The 23,880-nt window shown below is 42.2% G+C and carries 25 protein-coding genes; 9 read left to right on the top strand and 16 right to left on the bottom strand.

Annotated elements, in window-relative coordinates:
• Nucleotides 1-167: 167 nt before the first annotated feature.
• From QSJ47_RS05410 to QSJ47_RS08215, 4 genes are all read left to right on the top strand, one after another.
• A complete protein-coding gene (locus QSJ47_RS05410; protein ID WP_221271276.1) occupies nt 168-629 on the top strand; it encodes an aldo/keto reductase in 462 nt (153 codons plus the stop codon).
• Nucleotides 630-862: 233 nt separating this feature from the next.
• Nucleotides 863-1,075, top strand: coding sequence for a hypothetical protein (locus tag QSJ47_RS05405; RefSeq protein ID WP_221271275.1), 213 nt, complete (start codon nt 863-865; stop codon nt 1,073-1,075).
• A 920-nt stretch (nt 1,076-1,995) separates the two neighbouring features.
• Complete coding sequence (locus QSJ47_RS05400) at nt 1,996-2,328, top strand: hypothetical protein (RefSeq protein ID WP_221271274.1); 333 nt, start codon at nt 1,996-1,998, stop codon at nt 2,326-2,328.
• Nucleotides 2,329-2,432: 104 nt separating this feature from the next.
• A complete protein-coding gene (locus QSJ47_RS08215; protein ID WP_352155311.1) occupies nt 2,433-2,840 on the top strand; it encodes a RepB family plasmid replication initiator protein in 408 nt (135 codons plus the stop codon).
• 191 nt (nt 2,841-3,031) lie between these two features.
• Here QSJ47_RS08215 and QSJ47_RS05395 read toward each other — a convergent pair whose 3' ends face one another.
• The 6 genes from QSJ47_RS05395 to QSJ47_RS05370 form a co-directional block, all read right to left on the bottom strand.
• Nucleotides 3,032-3,445, bottom strand: a complete 414-nt coding sequence (locus tag QSJ47_RS05395) for a hypothetical protein (RefSeq protein WP_221271272.1) — start codon at nt 3,443-3,445, stop codon at nt 3,032-3,034.
• On the bottom strand, nt 3,429-4,460 hold the full coding sequence (locus QSJ47_RS05390) for a plasmid recombination protein (RefSeq protein ID WP_285602675.1): 1,032 nt from the start codon (nt 4,458-4,460) through the stop codon (nt 3,429-3,431). The genes QSJ47_RS05395 and QSJ47_RS05390 overlap by 17 nt, the downstream gene beginning before the upstream one ends.
• 10 nt (nt 4,461-4,470) lie before the next feature.
• The gene (locus tag QSJ47_RS05385; protein WP_221271270.1) at nt 4,471-4,914 is read right to left on the bottom strand and encodes a hypothetical protein; all 444 of its coding nucleotides are present in this window, start codon (nt 4,912-4,914) and stop codon (nt 4,471-4,473) included.
• Nucleotides 4,915-5,903: 989 nt separating this feature from the next.
• Entirely contained in the window at nt 5,904-6,995 is a 1,092-nt protein-coding gene (locus tag QSJ47_RS05380) for a hypothetical protein (RefSeq protein WP_221271269.1), read from the bottom strand.
• Between the two features lie 128 nt (nt 6,996-7,123).
• Complete coding sequence (locus QSJ47_RS05375; RefSeq protein ID WP_285602674.1) at nt 7,124-8,653, bottom strand: DUF2779 domain-containing protein; 1,530 nt, start codon at nt 8,651-8,653, stop codon at nt 7,124-7,126.
• A 54-nt stretch (nt 8,654-8,707) separates the two neighbouring features.
• A complete protein-coding gene (locus QSJ47_RS05370; RefSeq protein WP_285602673.1) occupies nt 8,708-11,134 on the bottom strand; it encodes an AAA family ATPase in 2,427 nt (808 codons plus the stop codon).
• A gap of 178 nt (nt 11,135-11,312) precedes the next feature.
• Between QSJ47_RS05370 and QSJ47_RS05365 the strand changes: the two genes are divergently transcribed.
• Nucleotides 11,313-12,218: a hypothetical protein gene (locus QSJ47_RS05365; protein ID WP_285602672.1), complete on the top strand. Its 906-nt coding sequence runs from the start codon at nt 11,313-11,315 to the stop codon at nt 12,216-12,218.
• 45 nt (nt 12,219-12,263) lie between these two features.
• Here QSJ47_RS05365 and QSJ47_RS05360 read toward each other — a convergent pair whose 3' ends face one another.
• Nucleotides 12,264-12,860, bottom strand: a complete 597-nt coding sequence (locus QSJ47_RS05360) for an ATP synthase subunit B family protein (RefSeq protein WP_285602671.1) — start codon at nt 12,858-12,860, stop codon at nt 12,264-12,266.
• 211 nt (nt 12,861-13,071) lie between these two features.
• Between QSJ47_RS05360 and QSJ47_RS05355 the strand changes: the two genes are divergently transcribed.
• The gene (locus QSJ47_RS05355; RefSeq protein WP_285602670.1) at nt 13,072-13,629 is read left to right on the top strand and encodes a type I restriction-modification system subunit M N-terminal domain-containing protein; all 558 of its coding nucleotides are present in this window, start codon (nt 13,072-13,074) and stop codon (nt 13,627-13,629) included.
• Between the two features lie 783 nt (nt 13,630-14,412).
• Here QSJ47_RS05355 and QSJ47_RS05350 read toward each other — a convergent pair.
• The 7 genes from QSJ47_RS05350 to QSJ47_RS05320 all read right to left on the bottom strand — a co-directional run bounded on the left by QSJ47_RS05350 (nt 14,413) and on the right by QSJ47_RS05320 (nt 18,641).
• Nucleotides 14,413-14,715, bottom strand: a complete 303-nt coding sequence (locus tag QSJ47_RS05350) for a hypothetical protein (RefSeq protein WP_285602669.1) — start codon at nt 14,713-14,715, stop codon at nt 14,413-14,415.
• 6 nt (nt 14,716-14,721) lie between these two features.
• Nucleotides 14,722-15,204, bottom strand: a complete 483-nt coding sequence (locus QSJ47_RS05345; RefSeq protein ID WP_285602668.1) for a hypothetical protein — start codon at nt 15,202-15,204, stop codon at nt 14,722-14,724.
• Nucleotides 15,205-15,211: 7 nt separating this feature from the next.
• Nucleotides 15,212-15,583 (bottom strand): SEL1-like repeat protein, encoded by a 372-nt coding sequence (locus QSJ47_RS05340; protein WP_285602667.1) that lies wholly within the window; start codon nt 15,581-15,583, stop codon nt 15,212-15,214.
• 52 nt (nt 15,584-15,635) lie between these two features.
• Nucleotides 15,636-15,785, bottom strand: coding sequence for a hypothetical protein (locus QSJ47_RS05335; protein WP_221271259.1), 150 nt, complete (start codon nt 15,783-15,785; stop codon nt 15,636-15,638).
• Between the two features lie 1,830 nt (nt 15,786-17,615).
• Nucleotides 17,616-17,762: an outer membrane beta-barrel protein gene (locus QSJ47_RS05330; protein ID WP_260321539.1), complete on the bottom strand. Its 147-nt coding sequence runs from the start codon at nt 17,760-17,762 to the stop codon at nt 17,616-17,618.
• Nucleotides 17,763-17,902: 140 nt separating this feature from the next.
• Complete coding sequence (locus QSJ47_RS05325) at nt 17,903-18,241, bottom strand: outer membrane beta-barrel protein (protein ID WP_260321538.1); 339 nt, start codon at nt 18,239-18,241, stop codon at nt 17,903-17,905.
• A 211-nt stretch (nt 18,242-18,452) separates the two neighbouring features.
• On the bottom strand, nt 18,453-18,641 hold the full coding sequence (locus QSJ47_RS05320; RefSeq protein WP_285602666.1) for a hypothetical protein: 189 nt from the start codon (nt 18,639-18,641) through the stop codon (nt 18,453-18,455).
• A 559-nt stretch (nt 18,642-19,200) separates the two neighbouring features.
• On the opposite strand from QSJ47_RS05320, the gene QSJ47_RS05315 reads away from it, so the two are divergent.
• Together QSJ47_RS05315 and QSJ47_RS05310 are read left to right on the top strand one after the other, a co-directional pair.
• On the top strand, nt 19,201-19,788 hold the full coding sequence (locus QSJ47_RS05315; RefSeq protein WP_221271258.1) for a PDC sensor domain-containing protein: 588 nt from the start codon (nt 19,201-19,203) through the stop codon (nt 19,786-19,788).
• A gap of 16 nt (nt 19,789-19,804) precedes the next feature.
• Nucleotides 19,805-21,094 (top strand): methyl-accepting chemotaxis protein, encoded by a 1,290-nt coding sequence (locus QSJ47_RS05310; protein ID WP_221271257.1) that lies wholly within the window; start codon nt 19,805-19,807, stop codon nt 21,092-21,094.
• 25 nt (nt 21,095-21,119) lie between these two features.
• Here QSJ47_RS05310 and QSJ47_RS05305 read toward each other — a convergent pair whose 3' ends face one another.
• A complete protein-coding gene (locus tag QSJ47_RS05305; protein WP_221271256.1) occupies nt 21,120-21,524 on the bottom strand; it encodes an SEL1-like repeat protein in 405 nt (134 codons plus the stop codon).
• 378 nt (nt 21,525-21,902) lie between these two features.
• Between QSJ47_RS05305 and QSJ47_RS05300 the strand changes: the two genes are divergently transcribed.
• Nucleotides 21,903-22,679: a hypothetical protein gene (locus tag QSJ47_RS05300; protein ID WP_285602665.1), complete on the top strand. Its 777-nt coding sequence runs from the start codon at nt 21,903-21,905 to the stop codon at nt 22,677-22,679.
• A 71-nt stretch (nt 22,680-22,750) separates the two neighbouring features.
• On the opposite strand, the gene QSJ47_RS05295 is transcribed toward QSJ47_RS05300, so the two are convergent.
• A complete protein-coding gene (locus QSJ47_RS05295; RefSeq protein ID WP_285602664.1) occupies nt 22,751-23,818 on the bottom strand; it encodes a hypothetical protein in 1,068 nt (355 codons plus the stop codon).
• Nucleotides 23,819-23,880 lie beyond the last annotated feature (62 nt).

Genomic DNA, 23,880 nt, shown 5'->3' with positions numbered 1-23,880 from the left:
CGCCCAAATTGCTTTATCGTGGTTTTATCTCGGGGAGAGATAGCCCCAAAAATTAGCCGAAAAACGGGTAAATAAGAGCTTAACCCAAGCGGCGCAGCTAGCTAGTGACTCATTGGGGGTCTTTGCTCCCTTTGGGGGCACTAGAGGCTAGAGGGCAGAGAAAGATAGTGCCTAAAAATCCGCCCAAAAAGCGTTTTTTAGGCAAATTAGAGGTTTCTTGTGTGGGGCTTGGGGTGCAGAACATGGGACGCAAATACGACACCACTACACCCTATCGCCCCGAAATGATCACCGTGATCCGCCGAGCTTTTGAGGAGGGGGTAACTTTTTTTGACACAGCAGAGGCTTACGGACCTTTTGAGTCTGAGAGGATTTTAGGCGAGGCGATCGCGCCCTTTAGAAAGCAGGTGGTGGTGGCGACTAAGTTTGATTGGAATATCGATCAAAAAACGGGCAAACGGCTCCCCGGCTTAAACAGCGACCCCAAGCACATTAAAATAGTCGTGCATAATATGCTTAAACGACTGCGCACCGATTACATTGACTTGCTCTACCAGCATAGAGTCGATCCACAAGTCCCCATTGAGGATGTCGCGGGGGCTGTGGGGGATTTGATGAATCTTGTTTAAACCGATCTGAGGAAGTCTGTCATAGAAAGGTGGTGATGCAATGGCACAGACAAGGGGAGGTAGAAAAATAGTTACAGTGCGTCCTTATACAAGAAATGGCAAGCCTGTTAGAAGACATAGACGTTCAACACCGAATAGGTGAGTTTGTAGAGTGAGTCCCCACTTAAAATTAGTCCATTTGTTACAAGAGTGGGCGTTAAAGAAAAACGCCACACCCGCTTTAAATTGCCCTAGTGTGGTTGTTAGCTCAGCCCTATATCGTGCCCATCCCCGGCACAACAAACAAAGACCACATGCTAGCCAACACCGCTTCTAGTGCGTTAAAGTTAAGCCCTAGCGAAATGCAAGAAATCAATGCTACCTTAAATGCCATCAGCATTCAAGGTACACGCCTGCCTGATTTTGTGCAAGCGTATTCGGGCGTGGAAGCGCTGCTTAAAAAGTAGACTGCAGAACTTAGATCAAGGTTTAGTTTTATGTTGATTCCTTTAAGGTGTGGGGGAGTTTGATTGGTTTGTTAGCTTGGTGAACTTTTGCTGAAGTCCAGTGTTTTTTTCTATTTTTTGTTATTTTGTTGTTGCCTCACAACCACTTTTAACCCATAAACCATAGTTTGAACTCCCGCCCCCTAACCTTTCACTCTACGACCCTTTAAAAGCGCTTTAAACGCTATCTTTGTTTTATGGCTTCTCTCTATTTTGTTATCCAAAGATATAATTGTCCTAATTGACCAGTTTTTCACCCTCTCCCCAAGAAACATGATTACCCCCACAACCATAGACACTTTAAAGACTAAATATTTAATCCTCATTTCAAAACCCTCTCTTGGGGGTTTAGGGCTTGCCCCCAAGACTTATAGATGCCAAGCGCAAGCTTGGCTTACCTTAAACTCACTCAACCAACTTTTCAACAAAACTCAAAAAATTTTTTTCACAGAAGAAAGAGGAAATATGTAACACGGGCAAGTGCGCGCCCGCACGCGGCTTTTAAAAAGATAGCTTTTTTAGACCCTTTTTAAGGCATATTAATGTACGGCGAGGGAGGGTTTAGCCATAAATTCCGCATATTAAAGCTATAAATTCCGTCTTTAGCATAACTTTTTAAAATTATATATTAAGACCGAATAGATTTGGCATTAAAACTTAAGTAAAAAAATCAATAAGAGTCGCTTTCGGCAACGAAATTGCGGTAAATTAGACAAGATATAAAAATGGATAGCGACACCTTGGTTCAACGGCTTAAAACCCTAAAGAACGACTTAGGTGGGTTTAGCACTTTAGAACTCCAATACACCAACAACCCTGATTTACTTAAAAAGTACTCCCGGTAAAGGTAAAAATCCTCAAAGAATTAGTGCAGATCATTTTTGTCTAACGAGTGGGAAAGCAATGATACAGAGGGGATCAACACTTCACAAGAAGCTATAAAACGCCTAAAGCACTTTAATGCTTTAATGAACGAACTACAAGAGAAGTTAGACAGCACCACAAGTCCCATGTTACAAGAGGGGCTAGAAATAGGTATTAGAGATTGTATAGATAATATGCAAAGTGTTCTAACCACACGAACCGAGATAGATCCAAGGGACAAATCACAAACTGTTGCCACCACTAAAAACAACACTACAAAAATTGTGCCCCACAAGACCCTCCTAAAGAACCCCCACAGTAAGAGTTACAAAAAGACTCAGCCCTTATAGTGCAAGATCCACAAGTTATTCACAGACGAGGGCTTTTGGCTTCCAAAGACATCCCATCTGCACTTGCAAAGAACTTAAGCATTGTTAATAAAAACCAAATTGTCATGCACAACAACATCTGTAAAGTCAATTTAGGGCATTTAAGTGAACTCGAGAATAATTTGCTATTTAGCCTTTTTAACCGTCTAAAGGATAAGCAAGACACTTTTGTGGTTTTCACGCCAAAAGAAGTAAAACAATTAACAGGCGATCCCAAAATCTCTAATACAGATTTGCTAAGGCTAGCAAGAAATTTAATAGACAATCTCATAAAGGCAAATTTCAAGCAAATTATACAAGGGAGTGATGGGGACAGCGGAACGAGCTTGCAAGCGTTCTGTAAAACAGACCGCTTAATTCGAATTAGGCGACCCCTCATATCGGGGTTTTCGTCCGCAAGCTCACCGCCTAGTTTGCCCTTGCAGGGAGCTAAAGGTAAAAACAAAAATGATTTTGCGCTCATAATGCGCTAAAATCTTTGGCAAACACATGAGGAGTGCAACAATGGGAAACATTGCCTCAATCAATTTTAAACCTACAAACAACATACAGCTACAACATAACGACCGCACATTACCGCCCATATATTTGCTAGCTAAAGAGCTAGGCTATGGCTGTGAGTGTAATAGAAGTGGGAAGGCCTTACCTTGTTGTCCCTCTCGTTCTAGGGGCGTTTCTGTGCCTTTAATGGGGTTTCTACGGGTTCTTGGGCAGAGCTTGTGTCTTTTGGAGCAATTTCTACGAGTTCTTGGGCGGATTTTGCGCCATTTTGGGCGGTTTCTAGGGGCATGCTAAAAACAGCGGAGTGCTTTGCATTTATAGAGGCCTCGCCCTTGTTATCAATGTTTTTTGAAACTTCCATGTTGTTGTCAGCGGGCGTGGAGGCTTGGATAATCATTGTAGGTGCATCGGCTTTGATTTGCACACTTTCTTGGGATTTGTTAGCAAGCGCGCCGGCAAGCGCGCGATTAAGCCTTTCGATTTCCTCCGCTTGATCGCTAACTTGTTTGTTGCGCTCTTCAAGGGCTGTGTTTTGTGTATCTAGCGTGGTCTTTTGGCTTTCAATGGTTTTTAACACCTCTTGCGCTTTGGTTTCTATGGCTCTTCTTATCTAGGGTTGTAAGCTCATTGTTTAGGCCTTTTACCTCAATCAATGCGCTGTAAGCGGTGTTTATAGCGGTTTCTAGGTTAGTGAAATTTTCCATAACAACTTTAGGTGTATTTGGCTTGCCTCCGCTTGCAAGCGCACAAAGTGTGCTTAGATTTGTCGTAAGTTGCCTAATGCCCGCCTCAAGGCCAGCTTTGGCTTCATCGGCTTTTGTGGGTATGTCCTTGCTATCCATGCCCGCTAAAGAGCAAAGGCTTTTAAAATCCTCTAGGCGTTGTGCTTTCACTTGATCGGGGCTAAGGTGTTTTTCGTATTGCTTTTGGGCTTCCTCTTGAGCTTCCTTTTTGGCTTTTTGTTTTTCCTTTTCTAATTTGGCGCGGTAACGCTTCTTTTGGGCGTTGGCGATGGTGGCGTATTGCCGTCCATCTACATGTTTGTGTCCGCTGATCTCTACAAGCTCCCCCCGCTCCATTTTAAAAAATTCCGCTGTCCATGTTTGCAAATCTCTAAGAGCTCCGCGGTTTTTGTGAAACTTGCGCTTTAGGCTCTCGCCATTGTTTTCATCTAAAGTGATCCACTCTAGGTGGGCGTGGTAATTGTAGGTAACGCCTCCCTCTAAAGGGTCGGGGTCGCCCTCATCTCTGTGGATCACAGCTTGGTAGCATTGCCAGCCATACCGCCTATGAAATTCAGCAACATAAGCCTTAACTTCCTCTAGGGTGTGGTGCGCCTCCAAATTCACTATTCCCGTATAATTAAAGTCTGTGGCAATAAACGCACGCCCATTGTGGGTGTTGCTGTAATCCTTTTGCGCTTTTAGGACAATGGCTTGCTTGAGCTCTAAAGCTTGATCTGCATAATTCCAAACCTCTATGGGTTTTCTCAAGTGCTCGGGTAAAAGATAGTTAGGGGGGATACTTCTATCGTTATAGCGTTCTTGGTTGGGGTTCTTGCGTTTCTCAATATGGATACTTGCTTTTGCCATTTACACTAACCTAAAAGGGCATGTCATATTCATCTTGAGAGGTGGGCTTTAAATCAGCGTTTGCCACTTCGGCGTTCTCTATGGGTTGTTTAGGTTCTTGTGTGGATTGCCAAGAAGTGTTTGCTAAATTTACATTTGGAGCTTGAGCAGGGCTAACAACAAGCTTTGCTTGCCCGCCATTGCGCATTTTTTTGTTGAAGGCGTTCTTAGCTAATTGCGTTTCATTGGCAAAGAACTGCACTTGTGCGTGCGCTTCCTCTAATTTGATCTGTGCTTGTATGTAATCGTTGTGCGCCTTGTTGTATCTATCCATGAGAGAATTAACGCACACACCCAATTTGCGGGGGCTCAAACCTTCGTAATATGCTGCGCCCTTACTCTGTGGCTTGCGGTTGCGTTTTTTAGGTGGTCGTGGTTGCTGTTCTTGGTCTTGCCCTTGCGTTTCAGTATTCATAAAACCCTCTCCATGTAAAACGGAGGCTTTATATATACCTCTTGCTACCGCGTGTTCTAGCATATTTTTTTGAAAAAGGCCATAAAGTATAAAGGGGTTGTAAAAAACTAATGAAGTTTTTTCCCACAAAAAGCGCGCCCACGAAGGCACAGAGTGGACGCAAGAGAAGGTGTTTTTAGCCCCCTGCAAGGGCAAACTAGGCACTAAGCGTAGCGTCCCTTTAAGGGTCGTGCATAGTTTGTAAAATACTAAGTCAGCCCGCTGTGCTTAAAGAATTACCCATGTGTTCGTAGCGATGCAAACACATGCACGGCAAGTGTTAGAGAGCGTGCAAGCACATGGCAAACAAGGGGCAAAAAATTGCTTAGACTTTTTCTAAAGTTTCTTTAGGGATTTTTTTGTGTCAGTGTTGTGATCTTGCAAAGCAACACAAGGCGACACACCTACATGTACACTAGGGTGCGCCATTATGCAAAGCTTTGCGCTAAAGCGGGCGATAGAGTGATAATTTATAATAGATTAGATATTATTTAAAATATTAATTATTGTGTTTAATACAATATTTATTGTTTAAAAATATAACTTGATAAAAAGAAATAAGTGTTAAAGTGATAATAATAGTCTCATTTAGAGAGATTACCATACATGACACTAGGACAACTTGGAAGTGATAATCATTTTATTGGTGGCGCTAAACTGTTGCGTCATGCTATTGCTATGGTTGAAGAAAGATACAAGTATTTTGGAATCAAGTTTTATGTTACTGGCTTAACGAAAGCCTCTTAAAATCTCCCTTTGTTTGTATAGTGCGCCAAGAGAAGCCCTGTAGTGCTTAGGTGGTTAAAGCCCCTCTTATGTACCAATAACTGAAATTTTGCCAACTCTCGCACAAGCGTAAGCTGTGGTTGGTGTCCTCTATAGTTGCGCTAAAGATTTTTATCTAGGCTGCCTAAAAATCTTTGTTTTGTGCACAAAACACCGCGTATAATCTAGCCCAGCTCTTTCATTAGAAATTCCCTCAATTCTCCGAGTTTTGGGCTTTTTTTCATTTCACAAAAGCATAAATCAAAAGTGTGTTGAAATTTTTCGTTTTCATCCCAAGAACTTCTCAAAGAACACAACTCCATATCTCCTCCATAAAGTTTTTGCCGCAACATTTGGCTATGGTTGCTGTTCACAACGAAAGATTTAATGCCGACACCATCGCCTATTTTTGTATTCACATTTTGCACTGCTTGTTTTAGAGCCAAAACCTGTAAGCGTGAAACATGCGCTATGCTGTCTTTAAAGACCCCACGATCGGTTTGTATGCCATCTTCAAGCACTATAAAACCATAACCCTTGCCTGCCACAGCGTCCAAATACACCTCTACGCTGTTTATATAGCGCGAAAACGCGGGTAAGGGTTTAGCGATGGTCCTGGGTTTCTGCTCTTTATGGTATTTTTTTCTTAATAGGTCTGAGATATTGACATAGTCTCCGTGGTTTTTGGCTTTTTCACAGGTTCGATGCGCGCACCGCACACTCACTTCGGACATGATAAACTTGGGATCGCTTAAGGGCTTACGCACTAAAAACATATTCTTAAGGTAATCGCACAAGATTCTAAATTGCTCCCAAAAATGATCGATCGTGTATCTCTCTAGGTCTAAATGCAAACGCACATCTACAAAATATTGCTCGAATGGTACGGCTATGATGTCATCCACACAAGAATCGTCCCAGCTATAGCCATCCATAAAGGTTTTTGTCTCCCAATCAAAGACGCACTCATATTGGCTCAAAGTTAAAAGAAAGACCAAGGTTAAATAGACCTTATCCCCACGCGTGTCGATTCTAGCCTTGATTAAGTCGGATTGCAGATCAGCGCAATCCTCAAAATGTTTATGGATGCCTAGGACTCTAAAGCGATCACAGCTGCCCTCATCAAAAAAAGAATCCTCCTCTGTCATGGCTCTAATCGCCCCTAGCAACACATCGTCTCTACTAAAGTTCTTGGCAAGTTTGGCTTCAAAATTCCACTTTGTCTCGTCTGCTTCCATAGCACCCATTAAATCCAACATGCCATCTATCCACTTCATGTTTTGGCTCCTTGACAAAACTCCACCTTTATTTAACATGATTGCCGACAGCGACCAAAATATAATTTACTTGAAACATGGCTAGTGGCGTGTAAATGGTTTGCCTTCTACTAAAGGCAAGGGACCCCCTACACCCCCCTTAACACCTCTAACACTTTCACCATCGCCAAGGTGTCTAGCTTGCAATACTCCAAAAGGGCTTTTTTGTATTTGTCTTGTTCGGCTTTTGGCATGCTAGGCATTTTGGCGTAGATGGCCATCGCTTCTGTGCCCTTATGCACCAATTCCAAATCCTTATAAGCCCTTTCAAAGTCTGGCACTAAAGCAGGTAAGACCTCTTTAATGCTAGAACTGCCATGCATACTTGGAGTGTAGTAGTGTTTCTTGCTAAAAGGGATTTCTAAGTCAATGATGTTTGCACTGATGGCAAGCAAGGCTTTACTTAAGTCTGGATGCGCTGTTTGGAATAATTGCGCCAACTCTTCTAATCTTCCCTTTTCAAATTGTGCATGGTAAGCCAGCACACACGCACCGCTAGGGATGTCTGCCACCAATCTTTGGGCCAATTCTAAACGCCCATCTGTGCCACACTCGGCTAAAAACTCTCTGTGCTCTAGTTTGCCATCGCCATGATCGATGTGGATAGAGTATTGAAAAGGGATTTGCCCATGTGGTTTGGTGCCATCAAATGGAGGGATGGCGGGTTTATAAGTTTCAAAATCCAAATGACAGACGGGGTATCTTATGGTTTTCAAAAACTTGTTAATCTCCTTTTGATCGGTGTGTGCCTTGCCATTTAAAGCGCATTCTACCTGCACTCTTTGATTGTCTGTGAGATCTTGGATGTCCTTCTCTTTTAAATCTTTAAAAAAGATTTTCTTGTCTTTATACCACTTCATGACCTTAGAACTAAATTTGAGGTTTGCAATGGCAAAAATATGTTCATGCCCTACAATCCCCCGCTGTTTCTCCCAACAATAATGTTTAGCCGAGCACTCATGGGGTTTATTGCAATGCGCCCCAATGTCGGTATCTGGCTCTTGTGGGTTTTCTAGGGTTTGACGCATACCTTCTAAATGCTCAGGCATTTGGGCCTGAAAATCCTTGACAAACTCTAAAAAGTCGTTTTTTAAAAACAACTTTTCTAAATCCAACGCCCCTTGTCTCGTGTAGGTGTTGTTTAGGCAGATTAAGTAAACCACCTTAATGTTGTAACCTAAACCTTGCAAGACATAGTATTGCACGGCCAAATCCCATAGATACGCCTCTTTGGGAGGTTTCGCTTTGGTGTCTTTAAAGGCGCTCGTAGAGCTTTTCACCTCATTTAGCACCACACCATCGCTCTCTACTTGCAAAATATCTACCTTGATAAAAATCCCCTGATATTCAAAGGTGGCCTCATAAATGGTTTTAACACCTTGCTTCAATAACTCTTGTGTGCGTGCCACCATCTGCTTTATGTTTGCGTTTTGAGCCACTTCCACTCCACTAGGGAATAACTTCTGTGCTAATTGCCCCACCTCTTTGCCCTCTTGTATCTTATCTTCCAGTTCTCCATGAGCCTCCTTTGCTTTCTCTAAAACCTCTGGTTTGTGTTCTGCAAACCACAGCATTTTAGGGCATTGCATGCCCTGGATAAACTTAGATTTAGACAACATCTCTTCTCCTTTGTAATAAAATTTGTATTTTGCCATTTTTAAAACACCCAAGCATTAACCATTTTCCTTAGATGTATTCAATGGAATCTTCATGGGCTCTTTTTTGTTTGTGATGGTTTCTGCCGTGATGATGCACTTGTAGCCACGCCACCTTTCCATGTCAAATCTCAAAGGATGGATGATTTTGGCTAGAAGGGTTTTGATGGCACGCATGCCCGTCCCCTCTTGTATGGCCTTCTTAATGAGCACCTCTTTAGCTCCCTCATCAATTTCTAAGACACTGCCATGCTCTCTAAAGTTGTCTTTGAAGGGTTTGGACTCGTTGTCAATGGCATCAGATAACATCTTGTGATCGACAGGCTCTAACACCACAACATTGCCAATGCGCCCGATAAACTCTCTAAACAACCCACAGCGTTGTAAATCCTGACTGCTCACCTCTCTTGAAGTTGTACTAGGCGGTGTAGGCTTCGTGTTTGTAAAGCCAATGGAGTTTTTAGGCTGTGTTGTTGTATTTAAGCTCGTATAAAGGTCCTTAAAATGCCCCGCAAAGATGAATAAAATTTCATCGGTTTTAAGCGTGATGTCTTGTTTATCGTGGGTGAAGGTGACTGTGTGCCCTTCCATGGGCTTTAGTAGTTCAGTTTGCACCAAAGATTTAAACTGCTCGTTAGTCACTTCCATGCCCAGTTTATCCACTTCATCTAAGAAGATCACCCCTTTTTGGGCTCTTTCTATGTTTTTGCCTGCACTCACATACAGCCCAACAAAGATACTCATCAATTCCTCACCCTTCCACCCCGTAGGTGTTAAGTTAGAAGCATCGGCGATGTAGTAGGGGATGTCTAGCTTTTTTAACAGCGTGGTGGTCATGAAAGTCTTACCACTGCCTGAGGGCCCGATTAAAAGCATGTTGGTTTTAGGCATGCAAGGTTGCCCCATAAAGCGGGCATAATGGTCGCTAATCGTGACACAAAGTGCCTTCTTAGCCTCTTCTTGACCGCTCACACAGTTCAAGTATTTGTAGAGTATCTCTGGAGTGTAAGAAATTTGTGGCTCATCTAAAGGATATATGCCATCTTCTAGCATCCTAGATAACAATTTTTCTTCTTCCTCTACAAGAGCCTCATATTGTTGGTATTCCCACTCATCAAATTCTTCTTGAGTCATTGGTTCTTCTTGGGTCGTTTCAGACATTGAGGATGGCTGCTTTCTTTGTGTAGAGGGGCTGCCCTTATTGATTCCAAGGTTGTCCAACGTAAGCAAAGTGCGTATCTCGTGTATGGGTGTGGACTTTTGGTTTAAAGAGATAGCAAGGGGGAAAAAGTTAGAAGCCTTATCAACACACCATCCATCATCTTTTCCTAAAATCCGCAAGGGGAGTTGTAAATGACTGAGTAAAAAGCACACACAACGCCAAATCATCAAGGGAGTGGATTTGTCTTGTAAGCGATACAATATCGTTCGCTGCATTGATGTGAGCTGTTTTAACAAGGCTTCTAGCGTGCCTCTAAAGTTATATTTGTTCAAAATTTCTTTTAAGCGTGCAAAAGCCCACAATCTAAAAGCAACAGGGAAGTAATAGTGGTGTGTACTTTGTGTAGGATGAGATACGCTTGCAAAGCAGATATGGGCATCTTTTAACGCTCTGTCTAGTCTTGGCATATGCGCGAACTTTAAAAACCCACAATCTCTTTCTAGCCACAAGCGCATGAGTCTTTTAGATGAATGTGATGGTGTAGAATCTAGGGGTTTTTTGCATAAAATGTCGATCAAGCGTTTAAGAACAGCTCCATCCTTCTTCTCTTGTTTCTCTAAAAACTTTAAGAAGTGATTCATGGGTTCTCGTGGTAATGAGGCTTTTGGAGTGTTCGCATTGGGTGTAATCGCAAACACCAAATCCCCATCCACACAATAGGGTTGTAATTTACAAAAAGCCTTGTGCAACTCAAAATCATTGCCCTTAAAAGTCTCTAATAAATCTTGCTTAAAAGTTTCAAAGGGGATTTTAAAATCGCCAAACAAGCCTCCATAATTGCTCTTTAGATAATGCTGGGCGACATGATCGCAAATTTGCTTAGAGAAGGAAAAGCACCCGCATATAAATTTTTCAATTTGAGCGGAGTTTGCAAAAAGTTGTTTGGGTTCTATGCTTTGGCGTTCTTGACAGATTTGGGGGAAGAAGAAATAATCTCCACAATCTTGGGCGATTTGGGAAAAATCAAGTTTTTGGACTTCCCTTTCTTCCCCTAATTTAGGAAAGTCCCAAGCCTCATCTCCTAACTTTCTGCCCTGTTTTTTTAACAAAGTCTTGGCATAGATTTCATGCTCTTTGGCAAAAGCAAGGGCATAATTTTTAGGCAACTTGCCCCCATTTTTAAAAATGCGCTTGCTGATGCGTTTTGCTAAATCGTAACGCACATCCTTTCTAATGAGAAACTCTCTCAACTCAAAGTAACCTACTTTTGCCACTTCTTGCATCGCTTCCATTTCAGTTTTTATTAAGGTTATCGAAAAACACAACCATGTTAAAACACTCTAGCTTAAATAAATATTAAGTGTATAAACAAATAGTTATTTTCACACACTAAACGCAGAACTTGATTTTTATTAGGTTTTTGTGTATAAACATTTTTTGAATTTCTTAAAAAGGTTGATTTTGTTAGAATCTCCAAACCATAACAATAGTCCGCAACAAAAACCTGCTTTGTCTGTCATCGTGTGTAGAGGGCGCAATAAAAACTACCTAGAAGTGCCCAAGGTTCCAGTAGATCACCGCTTCGATCTTTTCACGCCTCCGCCTCCCAAAAGACACCCACTAGGCCTATTTAGAAACAAAAGTTTAAAGCGTTTTGAAAGGCTTTATCAAAAATCCAAAGAATGCAAAGACCGCAGACAGGGTAGAAGAAGAAGTGGATTTGCTCCACTAAAGGACAACACACTATTAAAGCTTGTCTTTAATGTCTATGAACACACGACCCATAGTCAAATCACCCGTTTAATCGGTAAAATTGCCCGCTCTACGAGATTTGCCCTCTTGGAATACACCAAAATCACACCTGTCGCTTATGAAGTGTGGTTTTTCACTTTGGATTTAAAGAGCGGCAAGCAATTAGCAAGGTATTCCGAGGCTTTGAGCAAAGAAAACCTAATGCGCTTTCAAAGTTTGATTTATGAAATCTTAGACCCACAGACAGAAGTGCCCGAGCAAGGGATGTTTATCTCCAGTAAAGAGTATTCAAGGCTCACACGGATTGAGAAAGAACACCAAGACTTACAAGCTAAACTCCAAGAAGTTGAAACAGACACCGCAGAGCTTGTCAATGCCTTTGAAGAATGGTTATTTTACTGCACCATGCATCTTGAACCTGACTTAGAGTATCTTTATCGTTTTTGTGAAAGGGCAAATCCCTTTATGAAAAAGTATTTTGGGACTTTGATCGGTCTTAAGGAGTTTGGGGGGCAAAGGGCTTTGAGCTACTCTAATTCGAGCATGCAAGAGCTGGAGCGGATTAAGAGAGAGAAGAGGGGGTTTGGTTTGGCTAAAACACCAACGACTAGCTAAGAATGCCGCACAAAATGGGTTAGATAACAAGCCTGCTAGGGTGCTTTATCTATCCTTTCTCTTTATTCCTCTTTTTGCCATGGCAAAGCTAGAAGCAATGCGCCGTTTAAGTCTTTCGTGTCGGTGTTCCCTTAATTGCGCATTGTATTTTTTTAATTGTGCTCTGCACACCTTCAACTCCTCTTGTTTTTCTCTGCGTTCTTGTAAGGAAGTGGTGATGTTGTCCCAAGCAAATTTAAAATATACATTCTTGCACCATTGTGTGTCAAAAACAAGAGTGTGTTCATTTAACAAATGCCCTAAGCGCATCCATAAATCCTCGTATTTTAAAGTAGGGCGATCTGCTAGAGACCTAAAATGGGGGACATTCTCCAAAAGATAGGAGGGCTTTGTGTGTAAAAAGACATAAGAGGGTCGTCCAATACTTCCTAAAACTTTGCATAGAGTGTACAAATACATCCGATCCAAATCCCAAGACAGCACGCTAGCAGGTGGCACACCCTGCAAGGTGTGTTCTAGGTGTTGCCAAGGCTTAAATTTTCTTTGCTCTAATGATTTATTCTCAAAATCTTTTAGTCCAAAGGGCGGTGGGGGTGTTATACGGGGTTTTAGGGTCTGTGTTGCTTTCTTTTTTCTGATCATTGTGTTTAGTGTACTCTTATTTATTTTTCAATTTAAATTACAAACTATGAATAATACTTAGCCACACGCAAAATGCCTAAATGACAAAAAATATTTAAAACACGATACCAAGAACTAATCCATTGGCAGCACTTGTGCTAGAATGTTAAATGTTCAAGAACAAGAATCAAGGATTAGTCTTTTCTGCCTTTTCATCAAAGGAGAGAGAGTTATGGATGGCACACAATTTCAACCCATTGTCAATTTTATTTGGAATATCGCAGATTTGCTAAGGGATCATTACACAAAGGGCAAGTACCGCGATGTGATCTTGCCCATGACCGTGATCAGGCGTCTAGATGCCGTGCTAGAACCCACAAAAGTAAAGGTGTTGCAAAAACAGAGGGAAGACGAGGAGCAAGGCTTTCCAAAAAGACATAAATATTTATGCAAGGCAAGTGGTTTTGACTTTTACAACACATCTCATTTTACCCTTAAAGAGCTCACAGCCCACCCCGCAGAGCTTAAAGCGAATTTCAAAAATTACCTAGAAGGCTTTAGCCCCAATGTTAAGGACATTTTAGAGAAATTTAAATTTGAAGTCCAGTTAGATACCTTAGACAAAGCCGGTATTTTGTTTGAGCTTGTGCAAGAATTTTGTAGCACTAAAGTGAATTTCTCCATTTCTCCCGTTTTAGACAATCAAGGCAAGGTAGTTCATCAGGGTTTGAGCAATTTAGGAATGGGCTATGTCTTTGAAGAGTTGATCCGTAAAGCAAATTTAATATGATGCGGATAAACTTTAAATCAATCTCTGCTAACTTGTCCTTTTTGCAAAATTTCCTTTTTAAATCTCTTGTCCAACTCACTGAACCCCCCGTGTCGATCTGCGTGTCTAAAAATTTATAGGCATCGGCGGGCTTGGTCTTAGGGGGGAGCTTTGCTTTAAAGGATTTGAGATCAAAATTAGCTAAATTTTGATGGTAAATGCGGTGGGCGTTTTTAAGGGTGTTCTCTAAAGTTTGGCTAGAGGGGTTAATCACCCACTCATTACAGCCACTTGTAATTCCCCTAGTTTCTGCAACAAAAACACTTGCCTCACCCTTAGCTGGCTTTAAGCCGATAAAATCTCGGTAGTTCCCCCCCCATTGTCATCGTCTTGGCGTTGTGTCTATTGGCGGAATGATGCTTGGTGATGTGATGGGGAGTATTTATGTGCGGATTGGGTGCTATTTACAATGTTTCCCTAGTAAGACCTTGCTATTTTAACATACCCTTCAGTCTTACCATTGCCATAACAAATCCCCCGAAGCCATTGTAGATATCGAAGCAACCGAAAAAACACACTTTTTAAACACCAAAGACATGTTTAACTCCTTGCAAAGATTGTATTTTAGGCTTTTCTACTCTCTCATTTCTTGCAATGCTTCCTTAGCTCCTGGGGTTTGAAACTGCACCGCCTTTTGTAAAAACACTTTAGCGGCTTGTTTGTTGCCCGCCTGCTCTTTTTGTGTTTCAATTAAGAAGTGTGCCCACTAATAGCCCTAAACCCCATTGTTTGGAGCGTGAAAAACTAAAGACCATGTTTGTCCTTTTCTTGTGGTTTTGAGCAATTATTAATCTTGTGGGTTTTGTCTATATTTTTTAAAGCCGCTAAAGCCATTAAATCCCCAAAGTCTGCCCCTTTTTGTAAAAACGCTCGGGCTTTTTGCAAGTCTTGTTGTACCCCAAAACCCTCTTGGTAAGCCTGCCCTAAAAATCTAAGAGCAGTGATGACAATCCCCCGACTCATGGATTGATTGACTTTATTTGTGGCGTTGTAGGGGCTCAGTTTGTCTAAATCTAAATACCCTACACCGCTTAAATCCGCCAACAAGTTCTCCTATATCTTTATGGCTTTTATGGCTTCAAGATAACCCTGAGAGTGTGTGGGATTGGTTAGAGCGTAAAACTCGGCAGTGGCAGCACGGATTCTAAGAGAAGCCGCCCCTGTTTTAGACCCCCTTTGGGCTTGGTAGAGTTTTAGGGCTTTTTCATAGCACGCTAGGTATTTATCAGGATCGTTTTTAATGACCCCGCCCGTTGTTGTGGCACTTGCTTGGTTATAAAAATTAGCAAGTTGTGTGGTCGCTAATGCACTGCCTAAATCGCTTGCCTGTTGGTAAAAGGCTTTTGCCTTTGCCTTATCTGCAATGAAAGAGAGCATGGCTTCATAGAGCAATCTTTGCACTTTTTGGTTGGTGCGATCCACTGCTTGTGCACCCTCACCTGCTAATTCTGTGGCAAATAGTTTTTGTGGCAGGATGGGGGGTGTGGCTATTAGAGTGCTTGTGCCTAAGAGCAAGATAAAGAGGGGTTTAAACATGGGTAGCCTATTTAATTTGTTCTTTAGCCTTTTCATAGCCAAAGTCAAACGCCTTTTCTAAGAATTTTTCAGCTTTAGCGTTGCCTTCCTTTTTGTAAATCATACCCAAGTTATAGAGCGTTTGCGATACATACGCTTTAAGTAGGGAAGCCTTGGTAAAATCTGCAACTTTTAAATTTCCTAACTTAACAAATCTAACCCAGTACAAAAATAATGGTACAACAAAATAGGATAAGATGAGTCCAATAGATCCTAAATTCCCCTCGCCACCATTGTTCATGATCAGTTGCTTATAGTACTTTTCTGCCTTCCCCACACTTTTTTCCACTCCTAGACCCTCTTCATACATTAGAGCTAAACCAAAAAGGGCGACAGTCAAAGGCTTAGAGTAGTATCTTTTTGACCGTTTCTTGTTTTGTCTAACCACAGATTCAAAGTATTTTTTGCCAATTTGGGTCTTGTTGCATCCCCACGCCACACAAATATGCCATCCCCAAAAACGCTTCTCCTAAACTGTCTCCACTTTGGTAGGCTTGATGGGCTTGGTTGAGTGTTTGGGCATCTACGTCATCTTGCATCAATACACACCCTTTTTGCATAAGCATATCGCTACTTGCGTTGGCTGTTGCCTAGAGTCTTGATAAGCCTGCAGAGGCACCAAAGACATCAATAAAAAGACCAATAGCACACCGATGCCATTTTTCACACGCAATAACATTTTAACTCCTTGGTTGTGTTTTTTGAATTTTTAGAATGGACGAAAGTGTATTTCTTAGCAGTCGCACAATGTATAGCTTTGGTCTTTGCACACAGTAACCAGCCTCTACAATCTATGACTAAAGAAAAAAAGAGAATGAACAGATGAAAGCGAGGATTTAATGTTAACTAAATATTGCTAAAATAGCTTGCCTTTAAAAAATACATACAAGGAGTTCTCATGGATTCACGAAATAGGTGTGATAGGGAAGATAGGCAAGAAAGAAGAGAAGAAGATAGGCAGGATATGAGAGAAAGGGAAGACAGACGAGAAATGCGTGAAGATTCACGAGAAAGGTCTCGCTCTTAGTTTCCAAGGTTTGCATTCCTCTCCTTTCGCTTGGGGGAGAGGTTGGAGTGTTTCCCCCATTTTTTTATTGATGGTTTCTTGCGGGCGATCTTTTCGTTCCACGGGGACTGTCCTACAAGAGTATAGCAAGAATGTAAGAGCTTGATAGAGCTTACCGATTAAGGTTCGCAAAGTTAGAACCTGCTGTTTCGCTTCTGTGCTCCCACAATCCCTCACGGTTGCTTCTAACCTTAGAACTGTGTTTTGTATCTTTGACCATCTTTATATTCTACGAGCCTTCTGGGGGGATAAAAATGCTATGTATTCTCTGGATCGTTGGGTTTAATTGTTGGGTTTATCGTTTTGCCCCTATTCTTTTTCTTGTTTTTGGCTCGTTTTTGAGCTTTTTGGTTTCATCTTGGGGTTGAGTAATATTGTCGGTTCAAGGGGTTCTTGCTTTCTAGGACGGCCTGCGGGGCGTTTTTGAGATTCTGTGGGTTTTTGGCTTTTGTGGCACTTAGCATGAGCCCAAAAGGTTTCTCCTATGGCAGTTTTTAGTTACCAAAGAAAAATTTTTATAACAATAGGCATGACCAACATTAACGACCTTGTTTATAGGGTAGGGATAGATGCTCTCTATAACTCCTATGAAGGGTAACAAATACACCACGGGAATCTTTTTAGGTTTTATTCTAGATAGCAGTGGCTAGATAACTCATAATTATCATAATTTAGTTAGAGCAACACGCTTAGAAACAAAAAATAAAAGCGTAAGCAAGAAGTAAAAATTAGTGGGGTTATGGTTTTTTTTGCTTAGTTTGTTTGTGCAAAGAATCTTTCTAGCTCTCCAGCCCTTTAACTCCCCTGATTGTAAGATGGAGGGTGTTGTGGTGTAAAAAACAAATTTACTTGTGCTTCCCCACTTTCCTGTGTTTCTTTTTGCCGTGATTTCACAAGTTCACTTTTTAAAAAATCATTAAATTCAGCCAACCAACTTATATGGTCATCTGTAATGTTTACGCATTCTGTAGTCATCTCTGTGGCTTTGATAGGGTTCACCTTGGCTATCTTAACAATGAAGCCTAAAGTATCTTTTCATAATTCTAGTTCTAGCATTGTTTGTGCTGTAAATTACTCTAATTTAATCTCAGAGGTTTTAGAGGCAAGTGTGCTACACAAGAAAAAAGAAAATCTGTAGATTGTGGTAATATGAGTGGGAGCAGACAACAATGGATTGCAAGAAGCACCCAGAGCCACGTAACAGACCTTGATTCTCATTTACCGGTTTTAAATTGCCAAAAGACAAAGCCTCGAGGCTTTCACTCGCTAGCTGTTGTCTTTCTAAGTGTGTCCTTAACTTTTTATCTTAGAAGTTAAAGACATAGTTGAAATAGACAGAAACATTGCGTTTATAAGCAACACTCTCTGTTACACCATCATAGGTGCCCTTGTAATAGTAATTCACAGCCAAAGGAATTCTAAGCCCGATTTCAAACCCATTGTGCTTGCTCACATTGGTTCTAAAGCCAATGTTCAAGGGGATTTAGAAATAAGAGGTGTGCATGGCAGCACTGCCATGTAGGGTGTTTATATCTTCCATCGCAGAATGGTATAGGCTCGCACCCTTAGCTAGCCGTGAAGAGCCTGTGAGCATCACCTAGCAAAAATACCGCTGGTGTGTGTGCCATCTTTGCTTTCATAGAAGTTATAAAGCGCGTCCATACCCGCACCATAGGTGAAGTTATCTACCGCACTTGCATCGTTAAGATTGAAAGTGCCATGCTGGTAGCTGAAGGTGGCGTAGTAGCGCAGACCCCAACGCTTGCTTTTGCCAAAGAATTGTTTGTAACCAATTTGCATGTCCACACCATACATGTTGCCATTTTGGCTAGTGCTTTGTTGGTTGTTAATCTTAGCCATCGTATTTGAGAGGGCTACTGCTGCCTGTGCCTGTGCAGGGTGCTTCTTCACATAAGTGTTCGCCTGTTGCACAAAGGCTCTGAGAGTAGCTATGGTTCTGTTGAATTATGGGATTTGTGTTTTCATGGCGTTTACTTGGTCGCCAGTGGCATTACCCCAGCCAATACTCTTACAAGGGCTTGGCGCAATGCTTGGGCTTACAAAATCGCATTGTTTGCTTAGCTAGCTAGATCAGACAGACTGGCTGATTGTTGGACACTGTTCATAAAATTAGTGAGCTTTGTTAAGAAATTTTGCGCACCGGTAGCGATAGGGTTTTGGGGGCTACCCCTAATACGGCTGGCACTACACCGCCTTTTGGAATCACCACATCTGCTGTGGGGGTATCAATCATGGATTTAAGAGTTGCTTTTAGACCATTTTGTTGTGCGTTAAAGATGGTGTCATTGAAAGTGGCAAACAAGCTGCCCACAACTTGACCTAGGGACTGAGTTTGTGCCTGGCTGACAAGCTGACCTGCCCAGCATTTATCACGAGCTGTTTGTTTTTCTTAGAGCGTGCACCATAAAAGTCTAGCTGAGAATACGGCGATGATCTCTAGCACATCTTTAGCTAACTCCCCTTGAAGCGCACATTTTCATCGCCTTGATTGATAGCAATAACTTCAGTCATTTTAAGACAAGTGGTGGGTTTTGCCTTTGTGTATTTTTTTGCAAGAAAAGACCTTAAGTCCTCTAGGAATGTCTGCGTGGGTGTGGGGAATGGTTTATATGGCTTTGTGGCATCTGATGATTGTGGAACAATGGGGGTTTATAGGAAACGCCCGGAAAATAACCCGCAAACAACCTACAGCTGTTAAGATGTATTTTATGTTACAATACACCGTTGCAATGGAGCGTTAACTAGCGTTAACTTTTGAGTGGATTTACAGAACTATCAAGCAAGAAAGTTTAACACCTTGTTTTGATTTAACCACGGGTGGTGTGCCAATTTAGGGCTGTTGTTATACGATCGTTAAAGAGAGTTGCGATATGAGCTTCAAAACCAAGATTTCTCTCACCTTTGCGGTGTTGTTATTGGTGAGTTTTTTTACCATTGCAGGTATCCTTAGCTATAGGCTATACTTTAGAATGAAAGTATCTATCCAGCAGAATTTACAAGAAACCGTGGACATGCTCTCCTACCCTTTGAAGGGTTGGGATGATGCAATTAAAGACGCTCTACTCAAAACAGCTACACAGCTAGAGAACATGGACTTGCATGACATTAGGGTTATGAGCGATCTGCTCAACCATGTGCAATATGGCATGAAAAAAACAACACTTTATCTAGGGCTTGAAGATGGGAGCACGATTAAGCCCATAGGCACAGTGCCGCACAATTACGATCCACGCACACGCAATTGGTATAAAGATACTAAAGTCAATACGAACCTTGTGATGAGCCATCCTTATATGGATATGTTTTCCCACCATCTTGTCGTTACTTATAGCATCGCTATCCATCAAAAAGGTGTATTTAAGGGAGCACTAGGCGCTGATGTGCCTCTAACCTACATGCAAGATGCTGCCGTTAAACACTCAATTTCTAAAAAACGCATTTATTTCTTTGATCTTTGATCAAGAGGGCTATATTTTGGGTACAAGCATTTTAAACTACCAAGGCAAGCGTTTCTTAAAAGTGTTTCCTCATAGAAAGAAAATTTTTCAAGAGATCTTGGCGCATAAAAGTGGACTGATTGAAAGCGATGTGGGTGGGATAGACAAGTATTACATTTACACCACCGTGCCCGGGTCTACTTGGAAGATTTTGGCCGTGTGCGACAAGAGTTTCGCACTCAAGGATTTAGACATGATCCAACGTACGATTCTTTTTGCCTCCATCGTGTCTTTAGTGTTTTCTTTGGGTTTATTCTTTGCGGTTGTGCACACCCTCTTCAAACCCCTCATCACCCTCACGCAGTTGATCCAAGCGCTCCTCTCTAAGGAAGGCGATTTGACAGAAAGAGTCGCTGTCAAGGGCAAAGATGAGATTGCAACCATCTCTAGGAGCATCAATGCCTTCTTAGAAAAAACCCATAGTATCATCTCCACCATCAAGAACAACAGCACACAAAACACCCAAATTGCGCGCACCTTGCAAGATAGCTCCACTACGGTCTTTAACAATGCCCAAGAAGAGCAGGATCGCATTCAGGTGGTGGTGCGCGATGGAGAAAGCGTTGTGACCAATATTCTAAGTGGGGCGGACAATGCTGCAGCCAACAGCGATACCTTGGTCAACACTAGCAAAACTCTTGTAGAAGTGCATACCCAAATTGAGGACTTTAGCCAAAATCTAAGTAAAAACGCCCAATTAGGTGTGGAATATTCTAATCGGCTAGAACGCGCTTCCCATGACACCCAAGAAATCAAAAAAGTATTGACCATTATCGCAGAGATTGCCGAGCAAACCAACCTTCTAGCTCTCAATGCGGCTATTGAGGCGGCGCGTGCGGGCGAACATGGTAGAGGCTTTGCGGTGGTGGCTGATGAAGTACGCAAATTGGCTGAAAAAACGCAATCTAGCTTGAATGAAATCAATTCTACCATCACGGGCGTGGTGCAAAGTGTGGATAACATCAGTAAAGACTTGCACAGCAATGCCCAAGAGATCGTTAAGGTTTCTCAAGTGGCTCACAATTTGCAAGAGGTTGTGGACAATAATGTGCAGGAACTCCAAAGCATCATCGATGCTATTGTCCAAAATGCACGATCTCTCAAGGAACTGGCCCAAAAAACGAAGGGCATCATGGGCGAGATTCAAGAGATTGGAACGCTAAGTCTCTCTAATCAAAAGAGCGTGCAAGCGGTTGCACAAGCGAGTGCTTCTTTGAGCAAGACCGCCGATGTTTTTGATCGCGAGCTAAATAGGTTTAAAGTTTAACACACTTCTCACAGCTTAAAAGCATTCAAGGCATGTGTTGATCGGATTTAATGCTACCAACATTTTGATCTTGATAGAGTTCTGTGCCTTCAATATCTCGACAACCAAATTGGTGATCCAAATCACAAGCCTTTTGAAAAAAATACTGCGCCATCCTTTTGTCCTGTCCAAATCCGGCACCATAAATTCCATTTTTATACATCACCGCTAAGTCGTAATAACCCCTAGGATCCCCTAGCTTTGCTGCCTCTTGAAAGTTTTGCAGAGCTTTTAAGTAATTGTTATTCTTATACGCTTCTAAACCAGCCTCAAAATACTGATCTGCTCTTTCACTCGAATACTGATCTGCGCTTTTGTTTGCATAAGCCCAATTGAGGCATAACAACATTGACAGCACAACTTGACCTGCTTTTTTAAACAATCCTTCCATTGTCTCCCCTTGAAAATGAAAATAAAAGAAATACTGATTGTAATGCGAACGAGGGAGAATAAAAAAAAGTAAACTGTTAGATAACATAACCATAAAAGATCACACACAAAGCCTGTTTGTGTGTAAAAATGGGTTACCTAGTAAAGGAAAAATCTTAATGTCTTAACTTTTTTATGCACACATTGCCTATGTGAACCTTGCGTAAAATGGATCAGCACAAAGATTAAATGGGCTAGAAAGTATGGCGATTTGTCTTTCTTGTGTGCTTTTTTATGATTTGCAAAGTGGTGAGATTCAAAAAATATCAATATGTATTCAAATGCTTTAAAGTCATAAAAAGGGTAGTATAATTCACCACATTTATAAAGAAAGGTCTTAATGAATCCATTAAAAGAAATCTTAGAGCAGAAAAAGACGGTGTTGATCGCCGATGCCCGCGCCTATGCCCATAAAGTGTTGATGCAACACAAGCCTTATCCGTGGCACGACCCCACGCTTTACAGCAATTACATGAAACAAGTCGCCGCGCTCTTAAGGGTGGATGTGCTCATTTTGCGCTTTGATAAAATGCTAGAAGAAGAGCTAAGGACCAACGCCGAGTTGGTCGCCAAAATGGGCGAGAAAAAAAGACAAGGCTACGCACTCAAGGTTTTTATGCAAGATGAGGGCATTAAGGAGGGCACAAGCTCTTTAGTCAACACCGCCACAAACACTTTGCATGTGCATATTTTAACCCAGCTGCCCTCCCCACTCCAGCTTTTGCAAATGAGCGCACAGGCTGTGGGGGCAGACACCGATTTTAGCGATGAGGACATTGAAAATGCGAGCATGTATTATGCCGATTGGCTGCGCTCTTACAAGGACTCTAAAGTGCGGGGGCTCTTGTTTGATGAGCGCACCCAAGAGGTCGCCCAAAGCCTTTACCAGCCTATTTTAAACACCGCAAGCGGTTACCATTGGGAGATTGGCTTTAGGCGTGCAGACGCTTTACACTTTTGTGGGTTTACAACTTCCATCCCCGTTTTAGGCTCCAACTTTTGGTTGGATAAAAACGCCATTAGCCCGCAATTTAACAGCCCCTTTTTCACAGAGATACACGAGGATGCGATCCCTGAAGTGGTGTTGGAGAAATTGCATGCGTTTTTCCACTTATAAGCGCGCAAGGGCTTTTTTGCATTTCGTAAAACTTGCTCGTGCAAGCGGACAGACTAAGGGCTAAAAGCAGGCTAAACAATCTCATGCTTGTCCTTAATTTGGTGTATTTGCACTTTGGGGGTGCTTAGGGTTTGCACTTGAAAAGAGGGCTCTTTTAGGGGCTCTTGTGCGCTGTGAGTGCTGGTGTGGTGTTGCTCTAGGCTTGGCGAGCTACTTTGGGGAATGTTTAATGCGCTTTGGCTGTGTTGTAGCCATGCGTTTTTACTGGCACTTAGCATGGCTTGCAGGTCTTGCACACCCCCTTGCGTGGCAAACAAGCTATTGAGGAAGGTGGGCACGCGGTATAACAAAAATAAAACCAAAAGTGTGCTGACAATAAGGGTCAAATACGCCCCGATCAAGGGGGGCGTTGGAGCTGTGGGTGCTGGCAAAAGGGTTCTAATCAAGTGTTGCAAAATTTGGGCGTTGTAAAAGGCAAGCAGTAAAATTAGGGGTTGGTAAAACGCCAAAGCCATGCACTTTTTGGCATAGTGCCACAAAAGTTTAGGGGCAAATAACCCCAAAGGCAGGACAAACACCGCCAAAGCAAGCCACAGCAACAGCTCAATAGACACGATTAAGGTCAACGCCAAAGTATAGGTGAGTAGCGCCCCTTGTGCTACAACAAGGGCACACACAAAGCCCGCCATGAAGTTGTTTAAATGCCCTTGCGCTTGCGTGGCTAGCAGCACTAGGCTGTGAAAGCTTTGGTTTAGTAAAAACTCTAAATTAAAATGCGTGGGGTCGGTGTTGAAGGCAGTGCTTGAGGCTTGCAGGCTTTGTTGCACGAGTTGGGTTAAGACATTAGGGGCGTAAAAGATCAGCTCTTTTAGCTGTGTGTAAAAGGCGGTTGGGTTGTGTGTGGCGTAGTTAAAGAGCGTGAAAAACAGCGCAAAGGCGCAAAGAGAAAACAAGGTTCTTAGAAAAAAGAAGTCGGCTAAGCGCACCCGATTAAGAGCCCATAGCATGAGCGCGATCAACATAGCAAGGTTACACAAGAGCCGAAAGGAGGCGTTTTGCAAAATCTCTTGCCCGATTTGTGCAAGCAAGGCATGCGTTGGGTCTAGAAAGAAGTGCAAGACGTTTTGGTAAAGTTGCAAGTTTGGACCTTGATGTAAACGGGCATTCTAACTTGTCTTGGTTAATCGCTTTTAAAACTATA

The sequence above is a fragment of the Helicobacter sp. NHP22-001 genome, from assembly GCF_030270165.1.
Lineage (GTDB): Bacteria > Campylobacterota > Campylobacteria > Campylobacterales > Helicobacteraceae > Helicobacter > Helicobacter gastrofelis.
The sequence above is the reverse complement of the archived record's forward strand: the minus strand, read 5'-3'. Positions and strand labels throughout refer to the sequence as shown.